Annotated in this window: 11 protein-coding genes; 9 read left to right on the top strand and 2 right to left on the bottom strand. The window is 68.8% G+C overall.

Translation table 11 applies throughout. The features are described from left to right. The first annotated feature begins 172 nt into the window (after nt 1–172). The 6 genes from AB0M70_RS24165 (at nt 173) to AB0M70_RS24140 (ending at nt 10,673) form a co-directional block, all read left to right on the top strand. Nucleotides 173–904, top strand: coding sequence for a VIT1/CCC1 transporter family protein (locus tag AB0M70_RS24165; protein ID WP_365822604.1), 732 nt, complete (start codon nt 173–175; stop codon nt 902–904). A 306-nt stretch (nt 905–1,210) separates the two neighbouring features. Further along, nucleotides 1,211–5,806 carry a glutamate synthase large subunit gene (gene gltB, locus AB0M70_RS24160; protein WP_365822602.1) on the top strand — a complete coding sequence of 1,532 codons (4,596 nt, stop codon included), beginning with the start codon at nt 1,211–1,213 and terminating at the stop codon, nt 5,804–5,806. Next, the gene (locus tag AB0M70_RS24155; RefSeq protein WP_365822600.1) at nt 5,799–7,259 is read left to right on the top strand and encodes a glutamate synthase subunit beta; all 1,461 of its coding nucleotides are present in this window, start codon (nt 5,799–5,801) and stop codon (nt 7,257–7,259) included. Before gltB ends, AB0M70_RS24155 begins: the two co-directional genes overlap by 8 nt. Nucleotides 7,260–7,529: 270 nt before the next feature. Then, nucleotides 7,530–8,831 carry a sugar ABC transporter substrate-binding protein gene (locus AB0M70_RS24150; RefSeq protein WP_365822598.1) on the top strand — a complete coding sequence of 434 codons (1,302 nt, stop codon included), beginning with the start codon at nt 7,530–7,532 and terminating at the stop codon, nt 8,829–8,831. 19 nt (nt 8,832–8,850) lie between these two features. Next, nucleotides 8,851–9,843: a sugar ABC transporter permease gene (locus AB0M70_RS24145; protein ID WP_365822596.1), complete on the top strand. Its 993-nt coding sequence runs from the start codon at nt 8,851–8,853 to the stop codon at nt 9,841–9,843. Continuing rightward, entirely contained in the window at nt 9,840–10,673 is an 834-nt protein-coding gene (locus AB0M70_RS24140) for a carbohydrate ABC transporter permease (RefSeq protein ID WP_365822594.1), read from the top strand. Before AB0M70_RS24145 ends, AB0M70_RS24140 begins: the two co-directional genes overlap by 4 nt. Nucleotides 10,674–10,702: 29 nt before the next feature. Here the strand turns inward: AB0M70_RS24140 and AB0M70_RS24135 are convergent, their stop codons facing one another. Next, nucleotides 10,703–11,599, bottom strand: a complete 897-nt coding sequence (locus tag AB0M70_RS24135) for a chitosanase (protein ID WP_365822592.1) — start codon at nt 11,597–11,599, stop codon at nt 10,703–10,705. 117 nt (nt 11,600–11,716) lie between these two features. Here AB0M70_RS24135 and AB0M70_RS24130 point away from each other — a divergent pair, with 117 nt between their 5' ends. Both AB0M70_RS24130 and AB0M70_RS24125 read left to right on the top strand, forming a co-directional pair. After that, nucleotides 11,717–11,935, top strand: a complete 219-nt coding sequence (locus tag AB0M70_RS24130) for a hypothetical protein (RefSeq protein ID WP_365822590.1) — start codon at nt 11,717–11,719, stop codon at nt 11,933–11,935. Between the two features lie 40 nt (nt 11,936–11,975). Next, a complete protein-coding gene (locus AB0M70_RS24125) occupies nt 11,976–13,076 on the top strand; it encodes a hypothetical protein (RefSeq protein ID WP_365822588.1) in 1,101 nt (366 codons plus the stop codon). Nucleotides 13,077–13,324: 248 nt separating this feature from the next. On the opposite strand, the gene AB0M70_RS24120 is transcribed toward AB0M70_RS24125, so the two are convergent. Beyond that, nucleotides 13,325–14,056 (bottom strand): glucose 1-dehydrogenase, encoded by a 732-nt coding sequence (locus AB0M70_RS24120; protein WP_365823171.1) that lies wholly within the window; start codon nt 14,054–14,056, stop codon nt 13,325–13,327. Between the two features lie 47 nt (nt 14,057–14,103). Here AB0M70_RS24120 and AB0M70_RS24115 point away from each other — a divergent pair, with 47 nt between their 5' ends. Continuing rightward, nucleotides 14,104–14,829: a VWA domain-containing protein gene (locus AB0M70_RS24115; protein ID WP_365822586.1), complete on the top strand. Its 726-nt coding sequence runs from the start codon at nt 14,104–14,106 to the stop codon at nt 14,827–14,829. The last annotated feature ends 5 nt before the right edge of the window (nt 14,830–14,834 follow it).

Here is a 14,834-nt window from a genome sequence, read left to right as displayed (position 1 = left end):
CCCGAGGCGAGCATCCGCGCCCCTGACATCACCCCTCCGACGCATGCGCTCACCGGTTCGAGGAACCCCCGTTCACCTGCGCGCAAGCGCAGGTAAGTACGGCCTTCCTTGCTGGCGAGAGCGATTTTTCGCGCGTACTTTCGAGATCGTCCAAGCACTGAGGGGGCCCACCATGGCGATCATCGAGACCGAAGCGGCACTGCACGAGGCACACCGCGACAACCACACCCACCGCGACGTCAACGGCGGCTGGCTGCGCCCCGCCGTCTTCGGCGCGATGGACGGCCTGGTGTCCAACCTGGCCCTGATGACCGGTGTCGCCGGCGGAGCCGTCTCGCAGCAGACCATCGTCGTGACGGGGCTCGTCGGTCTCGCCGCGGGCGCCTTTTCCATGGCGGCCGGTGAGTACACCTCCGTCGCCTCGCAGCGAGAGCTCGTCCAGGCCGAACTCGACGTGGAGCGGCGGGAGTTGCGCAAGCACCCGGCGGACGAGGAGCGGGAGCTCGCCGAGCTGTACGCGTCGCGTGGCGTCGAGCCGGGCCTCGCCCGTGAGGTCGCCAAGCAGCTGTCCAAGGACCCCGAGCAGGCCCTGGAGATCCACGCGCGCGAGGAGCTGGGCATCGACCCCGGCGATCTGCCCTCGCCGCTCGTCGCCGCGGTCTCCTCCTTCGGCGCCTTCGCGCTCGGCGCCCTGCTCCCCGTGCTGCCGTATCTGCTCGGCGCCGACACGTTCTGGCCCGCGCTGCTGCTCGCGCTGATCGGCCTCTTCGCCTGCGGAGCCGTCGTGGCGAAGGTGACCGCGCGCTCCTGGTGGTTCAGCGGTCTGCGGCAGCTCGCGCTCGGCGGGGCGGCGGCGGGTGTGACCTACGCCCTGGGCAGCTTGTTCGGTACCGCCGTAGGATGAACCCTTGCAGTCCTATGCGGGGCCCTGCATAACTAGCCGTTACTCGGCGGTTTCGAATCCTTAACCACCGGGCATGAGCCGTAAGCGCTGCGGGCAATGAGGCCTGTGCCGCGCTCGGGCCTACGGTCATCGATCTGTCCGCGGAGGCCCCACACCGCTCCCCACGCCTCTGGGCGGTGTCCACATGGTGGAATGAGCTATCCGCTTTTCGAGAAGCGTTCCATCATGTAACCTGCACGAAATTTTGCCTGGGCCAACGTCGTCCCTCGCCTTTTTGCCTATGCCACGACGACGACGGGAGAGCCAATGCGTACGCACGCCTGGTCGCCCATGGACGGTCGCCCCGCCCCCCAGGGCATGTACGACCCCCGTAACGAGCACGACGCCTGTGGTGTCGGGTTCGTGGCCACCCTCACCGGTGTAGCCAGCCATGAGCTTGTCGAACAGGCGCTGACCGTACTGCGCAATCTCGAACACCGTGGTGCCACCGGCTCCGAGCCCGACTCCGGTGACGGCGCCGGAATCCTGCTTCAGGTGCCGGACGCGTTCCTGCGCGAGGTCGCCGGCTTCGCGCTCCCCGATGCCGGTGCGTACGCCGTCGGCATCGCCTTCCTGCCCGTCGACACCGCGGGCACCACCGACGGCGCCGTCTCACAGATCGAGACGATTGCCTCGGAGGAGGGCCTGACGGTCCTCGGCTGGCGCGACGTCCCCGTCGCCCCCGAGCTGCTCGGGTCCACCGCCCGCTCGACGATGCCGGTCTTCCGGCAGATCTTCGTGGCCGACGGCGAGAGCACCGGCGTGGCGCTCGACCGCAAGGCCTTCGTCCTGCGCAAGCGCGCCGAGCGTGAGGCCGGGACGTACTTCCCCTCGCTCTCCGCCCGGACCATCGTCTACAAGGGCATGCTGACCACCGGCCAGCTGGAGCCGTTCTTCCCCGACCTGTCGGACCGCCGTTTCGCCACGGCCGTCGCGCTCGTCCACTCGCGCTTCTCCACGAACACGTTCCCGAGCTGGCCGCTCGCACACCCCTACCGCTTCGTCGCGCACAACGGCGAGATCAACACGGTCAAGGGCAACCGGAACTGGATGCGGGCACGTGAGTCGCAGCTCGCCTCCGGTCTGTTCGCCTCGGCCGGCGAGCACAGCACCGAGAAGCTCGATCGCGTCTTCCCGATCTGTACGCCGGACGCCTCCGACTCCGCGTCCTTCGACGAGGTGCTCGAACTTCTCCACCTCGGCGGCCGTTCGCTTCCGCACTCGGTCCTGATGATGATCCCCGAGGCGTGGGAGAACCATCGCTCGATGGACCCCGCCCGCCGCGCCTTCTACCAGTACCACTCCACGATGATGGAGCCCTGGGACGGTCCGGCCTGTGTCACCTTCACCGACGGCACCCAGGTCGGCGCCGTTCTCGACCGCAACGGTCTGCGCCCCGGCCGCTACTGGGTCACCGACGACGGCCTCGTCGTCCTCGGCTCCGAGGTCGGCGTCCTGGACATCGACCCCGCCAAGGTCGTCCGCAAGGGCCGCCTGCAGCCCGGCAAGATGTTCCTCGTCGACACCGCCGAGCACCGCATCGTCGAGGACGACGAGATCAAGGCCGCCCTCGCCGCCGAGAACCCGTACCAGGAGTGGCTGGAAGCCGGCGAGATCGAGCTCTCCGACCTGCCCGAGCGCGAGCACATCGTGCACACGCACGCCTCCGTCACGCGCCGCCAGCAGACCTTCGGCTACACCGAGGAAGAGCTGCGCATCATCCTCGCGCCGATGGCCAAGACCGGCGGCGAGCCGCTCGGCTCCATGGGCACGGACACCCCCATCGCGGCACTCTCCGAGCGCCCGCGGCTGATCTTCGACTACTTCACGCAGCTGTTCGCGCAGGTCACGAACCCGCCCCTGGACGCCATCCGTGAAGAGCTCGTCACCTCGCTGCACTCCTCGCTCGGCCCGCAGGGCAACATCCTGGAGCCGACCGCCGCGACGTGCCGCAGCGTCACGCTGCCCTTCCCGGTGATCGACAACGACGAGCTCGCCAAGCTCATCCACATCAACGCCGACGGCGACATGCCCGGCATGACGGCCGCGACCCTCTCCGGTCTCTACCGCGTCAGCGGCGGCGGCGACGCCCTCGCCGCCCGCATCGAGGAGATCTGCGCCGAGGCCGACGCCGCCATAGAGGCCGGCGCCCGCCTGATCGTGCTCTCCGACCGGCACTCCGACGCCGAGCACGCGCCGATCCCCTCGCTCCTGCTCACCGCGGCCGTCCACCACCACCTCATCCGCACGAAGCAGCGCACCCAGGTGGGTCTGCTCGTCGAGGCGGGCGACGTCCGCGAGGTCCACCACGTGGCCCTCCTCATCGGCTACGGCGCCGCGGCCGTCAACCCGTACCTCGCGATGGAGTCCGTCGAGGACCTCGTCCGCGCCGGCACGTTCCTCGAGGCCGACGAAGAGGGCGGCGCCGAGACGGCCATCCGGAACCTGATCTACGCGCTCGGCAAGGGCGTCCTGAAGGTCATGTCCAAGATGGGCATCTCGACCGTCGCCTCCTACCGCGGCGCGCAGGTCTTCGAGGCCGTCGGCCTCCAGGAGGACTTCGTCGCGAAGTACTTCGTCGGTACGACGTCCAAGATCGGCGGGGTCGGCATCGACGTCGTCGCGCAGGAGGTCGCCGCCCGGCACGCCAAGGCGTACCCGGGTTCGGGCGTCTCCTCCGCGCACCGCGCGCTCGACATAGGCGGCGAGTACCAGTGGCGCCGCGAGGGCGAGCCGCACCTCTTCGACCCGGAGACGGTCTTCCGCCTGCAGCACTCCACGCGCAACCGCCGCTACGACATCTTCAAGAAGTACACGGACCGCGTGAACGAGCAGTCCGAGCGCCTCATGACGCTGCGCGGCCTGTTCAACCTGAAGTCGGACCGCCCCTCGATCCCCCTCGACGAGGTCGAGTCGGCCGCCGACATCGTCAAGCGGTTCTCGACCGGCGCCATGTCGTACGGCTCGATCTCCCGCGAGGCGCACGAGACCCTCGCCATCGCCATGAACCAGCTGGGCGGCAAGTCCAACACCGGTGAGGGCGGCGAGGACCCGGACCGCCTGTACGACCCGGCGCGCCGCTCGTCCATCAAGCAGGTCGCCTCCGGCCGCTTCGGTGTGACCTCGGAGTACCTGGTCAACGCGGACGACATCCAGATCAAGATGGCGCAGGGCGCCAAGCCCGGCGAGGGCGGCCAGCTGCCCGGCCACAAGGTCTACCCGTGGGTCGCCAAGACGCGGCACTCGACGCCGGGCGTGGGCCTGATCTCCCCGCCGCCGCACCACGACATCTACTCCATCGAGGACCTGGCCCAGCTGATCCACGACCTGAAGAACGCGAACCCGCAGGCGCGGATTCACGTGAAGCTGGTCTCCGAGGTCGGCGTCGGCACGGTCGCCGCGGGTGTCTCCAAGGCGCACGCGGACGTCGTCCTCATCTCCGGCCACGACGGCGGCACGGGCGCATCGCCGCTCACCTCGCTCAAGCACGCGGGCGGTCCCTGGGAGCTCGGCCTCGCCGAGACCCAGCAGACGCTGCTGCTCAACGGCCTGCGTGACCGCATCGTGGTCCAGACGGACGGTCAGCTCAAGACCGGCCGTGACGTCGTCATCGCCGCGCTGCTCGGTGCCGAGGAGTTCGGTTTCGCGACCGCGCCGCTCGTCGTCTCCGGCTGCGTCATGATGCGCGTCTGCCACCTGGACACCTGCCCGGTCGGTATCGCCACGCAGAACCCGGCGCTGCGCGAGCGGTTCTCCGGCAAGGCCGAGTACATCGTCAACTTCTTCGAGTTCATCGCCGAAGAGGTCCGCGAGATCCTCGCCGAGCTCGGCTTCCGCACCATCGAGGAGGCCGTCGGCCACGCCGAGCTCCTCGACACCGAGCGCGCCGTCAAGCACTGGAAGGCGCAGGGCCTCGACCTGGAGCCGCTCTTCCACGTGCCGTCGCTGCCCGGCGGCGCCGTGCGCCACCAGATCGCGGTCCAGGACCACGGCCTGGAGAAGGCGCTCGACAACGAGCTGATCAAGCTCGCCGCCGACGCGCTCTCCGCCTCCGGCGCGAGTGACGCCCAGCCGGTCCGCGCGCAGGTCGCGATCCGCAACATCAACCGCACGGTCGGCACCATGCTCGGCCACGAGGTGACGAAGAAGTTCGGTGGCGCGGGCCTGCCCGACGACACCATCGACATCACCTTCACCGGCTCGGCGGGCCAGTCGTTCGGCGCGTTCGTGCCGCGCGGCGTGACCCTGCGCCTGGAGGGCGACGCCAACGACTACGTCGGCAAGGGCCTCTCCGGCGGCCGGATCATCGTCCGCCCGGACCGCGGCGCCGACCACCTCGCCGAGTACTCGACGATCGCGGGCAACACCATCGCGTACGGCGCGACCGGCGGTGAGCTGTTCCTCCGCGGCCGCACGGGCGAGCGGTTCTGCGTCCGCAACTCCGGTGCGACCGTCGTGTCCGAGGGCGTGGGCGACCACGGCTGCGAGTACATGACCGGTGGCCACGCGGTGGTCCTCGGCGAGACGGGCCGCAACTTCGCGGCCGGCATGTCGGGCGGCATCGCGTACGTCATCGACCTCGACCGGGACAACGTCAACGCCGGTAACCTGGGCGCCGTCGAGGCCCTGGACGACTCCGACAAGAAGTGGCTGCACGACGTCGTGCGCCGCCACCAGGAGGAGACGGGCTCGACCGTCGCCGAGAAGCTGCTCGCCGAGTGGGACTCCGCCGTGGAGCGCTTCAGCAGGATCATCCCCAGCACGTACAAGGCAGTGCTCGCCGCCAAGGACGCCGCCGAGCGAGCCGGTCTCTCCGAGACCGAGATCACCGAGAAGATGATGGAGGCGGCGACCAATGGCTGATCCCAAGGGCTTTTTGAACCATGGCCGCGAGGTCGCGCAGACCCGCCCGGTCGGCGAGCGCGTCCGGGACTGGAACGAGGTCTACGTTCCCGGCTCCCTCCTCCCGATCATCTCCAAGCAGGCGTCGCGCTGCATGGACTGCGGTATCCCGTTCTGCCACCAGGGCTGTCCGCTGGGCAACCTGATCCCGGAGTGGAACGACTTCGCGTACCGCGAGGACTGGTCGGCCGCCTCCGAGCGGCTGCACGCCACGAACAACTTCCCGGAGTTCACCGGGCGCCTGTGCCCGGCGCCCTGTGAGTCGGCGTGCGTGCTCGGCATCAACCAGCCGGCCGTCACGATCAAGAACGTCGAGGTCTCCATCATCGACAAGGCGTGGGACACCGGCGACGTGCTGCCCCAGGCGCCCGACCGGCTCTCCGGCAAGACCGTCGCGGTCATCGGCTCGGGCCCGGCGGGCCTCGCCGCCGCCCAGCAGCTGACGCGGGCCGGTCACACGGTCGCCGTGTACGAGCGCGCCGACCGCATCGGCGGCCTCCTGCGCTACGGCATCCCCGAGTTCAAGATGGAGAAGCGCCACATCAACCGCCGCATCGAGCAGATGCGCGCGGAGGGCACCAAGTTCCGTACGGGCGTGGAGATCGGCCGTGACATAGACGCGGTCAAGCTGCGCAAGCGGTACGACGCGGTGGTCATCGCCGCGGGCGCCACGATGGCACGCGACCTCCCGGTCCCCGGCCGTGAGCTCAAGGGCGTCTACCAGGCGATGGAGTACCTGCCCCTGGCCAACAAGGTCCAGGAGGGCGACTACGTCACCACCCCGGTCTCGGCCGAGGGCAAGCACGTCGTCGTCATCGGCGGCGGCGACACCGGCGCGGACTGCGTGGGCACCGCCCACCGCCAGGGCGCGGCCTCGGTCACGCAGCTGGAGATCATGCCGCGTCCGGGCGAGGACCGCAGCGCCAACCAGCCGTGGCCGACCTTCCCCATGCTCTACAAGGTGACCTCCGCGCACGAGGAGGGCGGCGAGCGGGTCTACTCCGTCTCGACCACCCACTTCGAGGGCGACGAGGACGGCAACGTCCAGTTCCTGCACCTCACCGAGGTGGAGTTCATCGACGGCAAGCTGACCCCGAAGCCGGGCACGGAGCGCAAGATCCCCGCCCAGCTGGTCACCCTCGCCATGGGCTTCACGGGCACGGACCGTGAGAACGGTCTGGTGGACCAGTTCTCCCTTGACCTCGACGAGCGCGGGAACGTCGCCCGTGACGCCGAGTTCCAGACGAACGTGCCCGGCGTCTTCGTCGCCGGTGACGCGGGTCGCGGCCAGTCGCTCATCGTCTGGGCGATCGCCGAGGGCCGTTCCGCCGCGCGGGGCGTGGACCGCTTCCTGACCGGTGCGAGTGACCTGCCGTCACCGATCCGCCCGACGGACCGTTCCCTTATGGTCTAGTACGCACCCCTATACGTCCCGTACAACGGCGTACGGAACTGAGCGACGCCCGCCTCGTCCCCGACCGGACTTGGGCGGGCGTCGTGGCGTTTCAGGCCGCGACCCCCGGGGGAATCCGTTGCAGCCAGTGCAACGTGCATTGCTTGCAACGCAAATCACGTTTCGGACCCCTTAGCCGAATGGGTCTAGACCGCGCCCTGGGCCTGTGTCCACAATCGCTCCCACAAACGGATCGGCGCAGTGACAGCACGTACCCATGAGGGGGCCGGTATGAAGCGACGGGTCATCGCGGCAGGTATCGCCATGACGCTCGGACTGACCGCGACGGCATGCGGCGGCGATGACGGGAGCGACAGCGGCGGCAAGGCGACGGACGGCAAGGGCAAGACGCTCACCGTCTGGATCATGGAGGGGACCAACCCCGACGCCAGGCCCTTCTTCAAGGAGGCCGAGAAGGCGTTCCAGAAGAAGACCGGCGCCAAGATCCACGTCGAGTACCAGCAGTGGGCCACCGCCCAGAAGAAGTTCACCACCGCCATCGAGGGCGGCGAGGACCAGGTCCCCGACGTGGCCGAGGTCGGCACGACCTGGGTGCCGCAGTTCGCCGAGACCGGCGCCCTCGTCGACGTGACCGACGACGTAAAGAAGTCGGGCCTGAACGACGACCTCGTCGAGGGCCTCGCGGACGCGGGCACGCTCGACGGCAAGCAGTACGGCATGCCGTGGTACGCGGGCGTACGCAGCATCGTCTACCGCAAGGACGTCTTCGAGAAGCACAAGCTGAAGGCGCCGACCACCTGGAAGGAGCTTCAGTCCGCGGCCAAGACGCTGAAGGACAAGGAGCCCGGGATGATCCCCTTCCCGGTCGCGGGCGGCGCCGAGATGTTCGCCACCCCCTTCATCTGGGGCGCCGGAGGCGAACTCGCCACCGAACAGGGCGGCACGTGGAAGTCCGGCATCAACTCGCCCGAGGCCGTCAAGGGCATCGAGTTCTACACGGGCCTCGCCACCAAGGACAAGGTCTCCCCGGCCAAGGTGAACACCTGGACGGAGAAGGAGGTCGGCGACGCCTGGGGCAAGGGCCAGGTCGCGATGTCGGTCAACGGCAACTGGACCCCGAAGGCGATCGTCGAGGCCAACCCGGACCTCAAGGGCAAGCTCGGCGCCGTGCCGATCCCCGGCCAGACCGGCGGCATGAGCAAGTCCTTCCTCGGTGGCTCCTACCTGTCCACGTTCAACACGGACAAGAAGGACCTCGCCTGGGAGTTCGTGAAGATGCTCACCACCGGTGACTTCGCGGCCAAGTGGGCGGCCGAGACCAACTACTTCCCCGGCCAGAACTCCGAGCTGAAGAAGATCGAGGCGAAGAAGGACCCGCTGGTCGAGCCGTTCGCGAAGCAGATGCTGGAGGCCGGCGCGACCGTCCCCAAGACCAAGGCGTACGGCGAGATCCAGGCGTCGAAGGTCATCCCCGGCATGGTGCAGTCGATCCTGACCGGCAAGTCCTCCGTCCAGGAAGCGGCGGACAAGGCCGCCAAGGACATGGACGCGATCTTCGCCAAGGACAAGTAGGCAAGGGCGAGTCGACGCCATGAAAGACACGCTGGTGGGGGACGGGCCGAAGGTGACCGAGATCCGTCCCCCCTCCTCCCCCCGACCGGAACACGAAGCGGCCCTCCGCAAGAAGAGGCTGGTCGGTCTCGCCCGGCCGTGGCTGCTCCTCGCGCCCTCCCTCCTGGTCCTCGCGGGCCTGCTGCTCTGGCCGCTGATCCAGGTCGGCAAGCTCTCCATGCAGGACTACGCCGTCAAGTTCGGCGGCGGAGTGGGGGCCTTCACCGGATTCGACCACTACACCGACCTGCTCGGCAGCGGACTCCTGTGGAAGACGGTCCTGCCCAACACGGCGTTCTTCGCGATCGCCTGCGTCGGCCTCACCGTCGCGCTCGGCACGCTCGTCGCGCTGCTGCTCAACCGCCTGGGACCCGCCTGGCGGCTGATCTGCTCCATCGCGATCCTGGCGGCGTGGGCCATGCCCGCCGTCACCGGGACGTACGTCTGGATCTGGCTCTTCCAGCCGCAAGACGGCATGGTCAGCCAGATCGCGGGCTCGATCGGACTCATCGACCCCGAGACCACCAACTGGTTCACCGAACGCGGGCCGTTCTACGCGATCGCGACCTTGAACGTCGTGCACCACGGCTTCCCGTTCGTCGCCATCACCGTCCTCGCGGGCCTGATGACGATCCCCAAGGAGCTCTACGAGGCGGGGGAGCTGGACGGCGCCAACGCCTGGCAGCGGTTCTGGAAGATCACGGTGCCGACGATCAAGCCCGTCTTCCTCGTGGTGACCATCCTCTCCACCATCTGGGACTTCAAGGTCTTCACCCAGATCTATCTGATGCCGGGAGGCGACGGCGCCAACGAAGAGGTCTACAACCTGGGCGTCTTCTCCTACATCCAGGCGTTCGCCAAGAACGACTACGGCACGGGCGCGGCGGCAGCGGTCCTGCTGACCCTCCTGCTCCTCGCCATCACGATCGTCTACATCCGCACGCTGTTCCGGCAGGGGGAGGAGGACCTGTGAGTACGCGCCGCACCACACCCGCCGCACGTATCGGCCTGCCCGTCGCGGTCGCCGCGCTGTTGCTCTTCACGCTCTTCCCCGTGTACTGGATGATCTCCACGGCACTCGACCCGAAGGCGGTCACCCGCGGTTCGGACGTGCTGCCCAGCGGCCTCAGCTTCGAGCACTTCACCTACGTGTTCGAGAAGGGCAACTTCGGCACCTACCTGCTGAACTCGGCGCTCGTCGGCTTCGGCACGATCCTTGCCGCCGGGGTGCTCTCGCTCTTCGCGGCCATCGCCGTGGCCCGCTTCAAGTTCCGGTTCCGCACCTCTGTGCTGATCATGGTCCTGATAGTGCAGATGGTGCCGCTCGAGGCGCTCGTCATCCCGCTCTTCATCCAGATGCGGGACTACGACATGCTCAACTCGCTGCTCGGCCTGACGATCGTCTACGTCGCGCTCTCGCTGCCCTTCGCGATCTGGACCCTGCGCGGCTTCGTCCAGACCGTGCCCAAGGAGGTCGAGGAGGCCGCGTACATCGACGGGGCGTCCTGGTTCCGGATGTTCCGGTCGGTGCTGCTTCCGCTGGTGGCGCCCGGACTCGTCGCGACCTCGATCTTCGCCTTCATCACGGCGTGGAACGAGTTCGTCTTCGCGTACACGTTCATGAAGGGCAGCGACAAGTACACGGCCGCCGTGGGCATCTACCAGTTCTTCGGCGAGAACTCCACGGCCTGGGGCCCCGTCATGGCCAGCTCCACGCTGGTCACCGTGCCGGTGATGATCTTCTTCGTGATCGTGCACCGGAAGCTGGGCTCGGGCCTGGCGGCGGGTGCCGTGAAGGGCTGAGCGGCTGGGCGACCGGGGGACGTTCAGGGTTACGGGACCTTGAACGTCTCCCCGTACACCTTCCAGGTCAGCGGCGTCTTCAGGGCCAGATTGCCGTCGTAGAGGAACTGCCGCTGGGCGGTCTCGACGCGGGTCGTGTCGCGGTGGGCCTTCTTCTCCTTCATCGCCTTGGTGCGGACGTCGAGGAAGATGTCCAGGTAGGCCTTCTCCTTGCCGCCCTGCGCGGGCGTGTTCGCCTCCTTCAGCGCCGCCTCGCGCAGGCCGTAGAAGCCGCGCGGCCCGGTGCCGGGGCCGTGCAGGACCATCGCGTCGTAATAGATGAACTGGCCCAGCGTGCCGAGCCCGTCGAGCTTGGCCAGGCGCACCGCCGGATCGAAGTAGACGCGGTCGCGCGTCCTGTCCTGGGCCTTCTGGAACGCGGGCTTCTGGGCCTCCGCCTTCCACGCCTTGGTGAAGCCTGGGTCCAGGCCCTCGTGCGAGTCGCTGCCGTCCACCTTGCGCAGGGCGGGCAGATAGCGGGCCAGGCCGTTGTCCGGGTGGTCCTTCGTGTAGCGCTCGACGAGGGTCAGCAGGTCGTTGGTGCCGGTGCAGAAACCGATGATGCCGGCGGTGTAGCCGTTCCCGTCGCCTATGTCCTCGATGTAGCCGTACTGGCCGCGCCAGTTCAGCGTGGAGTTCTCCGCGCTCGTCACCAGCTTCTGGGCCAGTTCCTTCTTGGCCGGCGTCGCGAGGCCAGGGGGCAGGCTCGCGATCAGCTTGTCGTCGGCCTTGATCTCGTCCGCCGACTTGTCCTTGTCGTAGGGACGCTGGGTGCCGGGCCCGTGCGGACCGGCGGCGGCATCGCTGTCCGAGTCCCCGCCCAGGAGATAGACGGCGACCGTGGCGACCGGGGCGACGGCGAGAAGGAGGAGGCCTGCACGTTTCATTCGCACAAGAGTACGTGCGGTTTCGCGGTAGCGCGCCTTCCGCATCCGACTCTATTGACTATTAGTCAATTTCGCATCAGTCTCAGTGGCCCTACCCGGCCGGCCATGGGAGGCCCGATGAGCACCGAAGCGCGGGAGCGGCTCGGCAAGGAGCTGCGGGACGCACCACCGAAATCCTTCGACCAAATGAGCCCGGAGCAGCTGACCCTGCTGGCCGACGCCTTGCGGCGCGAACGCGAGAGCCGGGCGTCAGGCCTGAACGAGGCCGCGGAGGAGGCGCTGAAGCTGGTGCCGGCGCTGGCCCGAGGTCCCGTTCGCCGGATCTTGTTCCGGTAGATCCGTCGAAGCCGATAGATCGGACAGGGAGGGGCAGGCCATGGACAAGCTGCGGAGCAGGGCGGAGACCCTGAAGATCGCGCGACTGCTGAACGTGGAGCCGGACGAGCTCGCCTTCGTCGCGGCACTCCCCGTCGAGGACGTACGCCGCTTCCGCGAAAGCTGCGTCGCGGCGCTCTTCGACCGTACGCCCGAGATGCTGGACCGGATCGCGTCGGCGACGAAGCTGGTGCCGTCCGGGGTCGCGGCCGCGATCTCGCAGAAGGCGCTCGGCCCGCGGCTCGCCGCCGGGGTCGCCGGGCGCCTCGAACCGGCACGGGCCGCGGACATCATCGAGAAGCTGCCGGTGCCGTTCACCGCGGAGTCGTGCGGGCATCTCGACCCGCGCAGGATCAAGGGCATCGTCGACCGGCTCGACGAGGGCCTGATGGTGCGGATCGCGGTGGCGCTCGCCGAGCGCGGCGACCACCTGACGATGGGCCGCTTCGTCGGCCACCTGTCGGACCCCGTGCTGCGCCGGATCCTGCCGCAGGTGGACGACGCGGCCGTCCTGCGGACCGGCTTCGCGATCGACGTGCCCGAGCGGCTCGGCCAGATCATCGACCTGATGGGCACGGAACGGCTCGCGTCGGTCATCGCCTCGGCGTCCGGGGAGGGGCTGTGGCCGGAGGCGCTGGCCGTGGCCGGGATGGTGACGGGGGAGCAGCGGGGCCGTATTGCCTCGCTCGCCGCGGCGCGTCCCCAGGATGAGCTGGACTCCCTGGTCGTGACGGTGAGCGAACAGGACCTGTGGGAGTCGCTGCTGCCGCTGGTCGCGTTGCTGGGGGAGGGGGAGCGGCGGGTGGTCGCGGGGCTTCCTTCCCTGCGGGACGCGGGGGTGCTGGGTGGGGTGGTGCGGGCGGTGGTGGCGACGGGGCTCTGGGCGGAGTTCTTGCCGTTGGTGGGGGTGCTGCCGGAGGAGTCCCGGAAGGTTGTCGCCGATGCGGCGGGGGCGTTGCCTGTGGCTGACTTGGATGCGCTTGCCCTGGAGGTGGACAAGCGGGATCTGTGGGAGCTGGTGATGCCGCTGGTGGAGCTGATGGACGACGACGCGAAGGTGCGGATCTTTGAGTTGCCGGCGTTTCAGGGGCAGGTGGGGTAAGGACCTTTTTCCTTCCCCAACCCCGCCCCTTCCCGAAAACTCGCTCTGGCGCGAGGGCCTTGGTGGCGCCAATCACCGGCTTCGCCGAGTTCGTCCTCAAACGCCGGACGGGCTGGAGATTCAGCTGCGGGGCAATCGGGTGGGTGGGCGGGAAATATAGCCCCTCCGGCGTTTGAGGAGCGGGGTCTGGGGCGGAGCCCCAGTATCGGGAAGGGGTGGGATTGGGGAAAGCCCCGCAGGGAACGCCCCTACCCCGCCGTGGACCCCCCGTCCACCGCGAACTCCGCCCCCGTGACGTACGAGGACGCCTCCGACGCGAGGAAGAGGATCAGCTCCCCCACCTCCTCGGGGCGTCCCATCCGCCCCAGCGGTAGATGGGACCAGTCCCGCCCCGCGGACGCCGAGGAGATCATCGGAGTGTCGATCGCCCCGGGGTGAACGGAGTTGACCCGTACCCCATACTCCGCGAGGTCCAGCGCCGCACTCCGCGTAAGCCCCCGAAGCCCGAACTTCGTGGACCCGTACGCCGCATGCCCCCGAATTCCCACCAGCCCCGCCGTCGAGGACACGTTCACGATCGCCCCGCCCCCCACCTCCCGCAGCGCAGGCAGCACCGCCTGGATGCCCAGGAACGGGCCGAGGAGATTGACCCGGATCAACGCGTCGAAGTTCTCGTACGTCTCCTCCTCCACGGAAGCCGTCCGCCACAGCGCCGCGTTGTTCACCAGCGTGTCCAGGCGGCCGAAGGCCTCGAGGCCGGCCGTCACGGCCGACGCCCAGCTCGCCGCGTCCGTGACGTCATGGCGTACGAAGAGGCCCTGCGAGCCAAGGGACTTGGCGACGTCCCGGCCCTCCTCCTCCCGGACGTCCGTCACCACGACCCGCGCCCCCGCCTCCGCGAAGAGCCGCGCCTCCGCGGCCCCCTGCCCGCGGCCCGCGCCCGTGATGAGTACCGTCTTGCCCGCAAGCCCGTATGAGATCACGTGACCGCCAAGAGCGGACCGGAGCCGAGAGAATGGGGCCGCACATGGGACCGGCGATCAGCCTGAGCAAGGTGGAAGAGGCGGCGCCCGCCCTCGTGAACCTCTACAAGACCGCCGGGGCCAGCCTCGACAAACACGGACTGCACGGCGAACGCGCCGCCGTCTACCTCGTCGTCGACTACTCCGGCTCCATGAAGCCGTACTACAAGGACGGCACCGTCCAGGCCCTCGCCGACCGCGTCCTCGGCCTGTCCGCGCACTTCGACGACGACGGCACCGTGCCCACGGTGTTCTTCTCCACGGACGTCGACGCCGTCACGGTGATCGCCCTCGACCGTCACCACGGGCGCGTCGACGAGATCGTCGCCGGGCTCGGACACATGGGCAAGACCAGCTACCACCTGGCGATGGACGCCGTGATCGACCACTACGTCGACAGCGGTTCCACGGCGCCCGCCCTGGTCGTCTTCCAGACCGACGGCGGCCCCATCAACAAGCTCGCCGCCGAGCGGTATCTGTGCAAGGCGTCGAAGCTGCCGCTGTTCTGGCAGTTCATCGGCTTCGGGGACGCGAAGAGCAAGCAGTTCGACTACCTCCGCAAGCTCGACGAACTCGCCGTCCCCGCCAAGCGCGCCGTCGACAACGCGGGCTTCTTCCACGCGGGGCACGACCCGCGCAGCGTCCCGGACGACCGGCTGTACGACCAGTTGGTGGCGGAGTTCCCGGCCTGGCTCGCGGCGGCGCGGGCGCAGGGGATCGTGACCACCTGATCCCC

This window comes from Streptomyces sp. NPDC051214 (genome assembly GCF_040682375.1).
Taxonomy (GTDB): domain Bacteria; phylum Actinomycetota; class Actinomycetes; order Streptomycetales; family Streptomycetaceae; genus Streptomyces.
This window is presented reverse-complemented; position numbering and strand designations above follow the sequence as displayed.

Coding starts and splice junctions, on each gene's coding strand:
- AB0M70_RS24165 (WP_365822604.1), top strand. CDS start 173: ATGGCGATCATCGAGACCGAAGCGGCACTGCACGAGGCACACCGCGAC.
- gltB (WP_365822602.1), top strand. CDS start 1,211: ATGCGTACGCACGCCTGGTCGCCCATGGACGGTCGCCCCGCCCCCCAG.
- AB0M70_RS24155 (WP_365822600.1), top strand. CDS start 5,799: ATGGCTGATCCCAAGGGCTTTTTGAACCATGGCCGCGAGGTCGCGCAG.
- AB0M70_RS24150 (WP_365822598.1), top strand. CDS start 7,530: ATGAAGCGACGGGTCATCGCGGCAGGTATCGCCATGACGCTCGGACTG.
- AB0M70_RS24145 (WP_365822596.1), top strand. CDS start 8,851: ATGAAAGACACGCTGGTGGGGGACGGGCCGAAGGTGACCGAGATCCGT.
- AB0M70_RS24135 (WP_365822592.1), bottom strand. CDS start 11,599: ATGAAACGTGCAGGCCTCCTCCTTCTCGCCGTCGCCCCGGTCGCCACG.
- AB0M70_RS24130 (WP_365822590.1), top strand. CDS start 11,717: ATGAGCACCGAAGCGCGGGAGCGGCTCGGCAAGGAGCTGCGGGACGCA.
- AB0M70_RS24125 (WP_365822588.1), top strand. CDS start 11,976: ATGGACAAGCTGCGGAGCAGGGCGGAGACCCTGAAGATCGCGCGACTG.
- AB0M70_RS24115 (WP_365822586.1), top strand. CDS start 14,104: ATGGGACCGGCGATCAGCCTGAGCAAGGTGGAAGAGGCGGCGCCCGCC.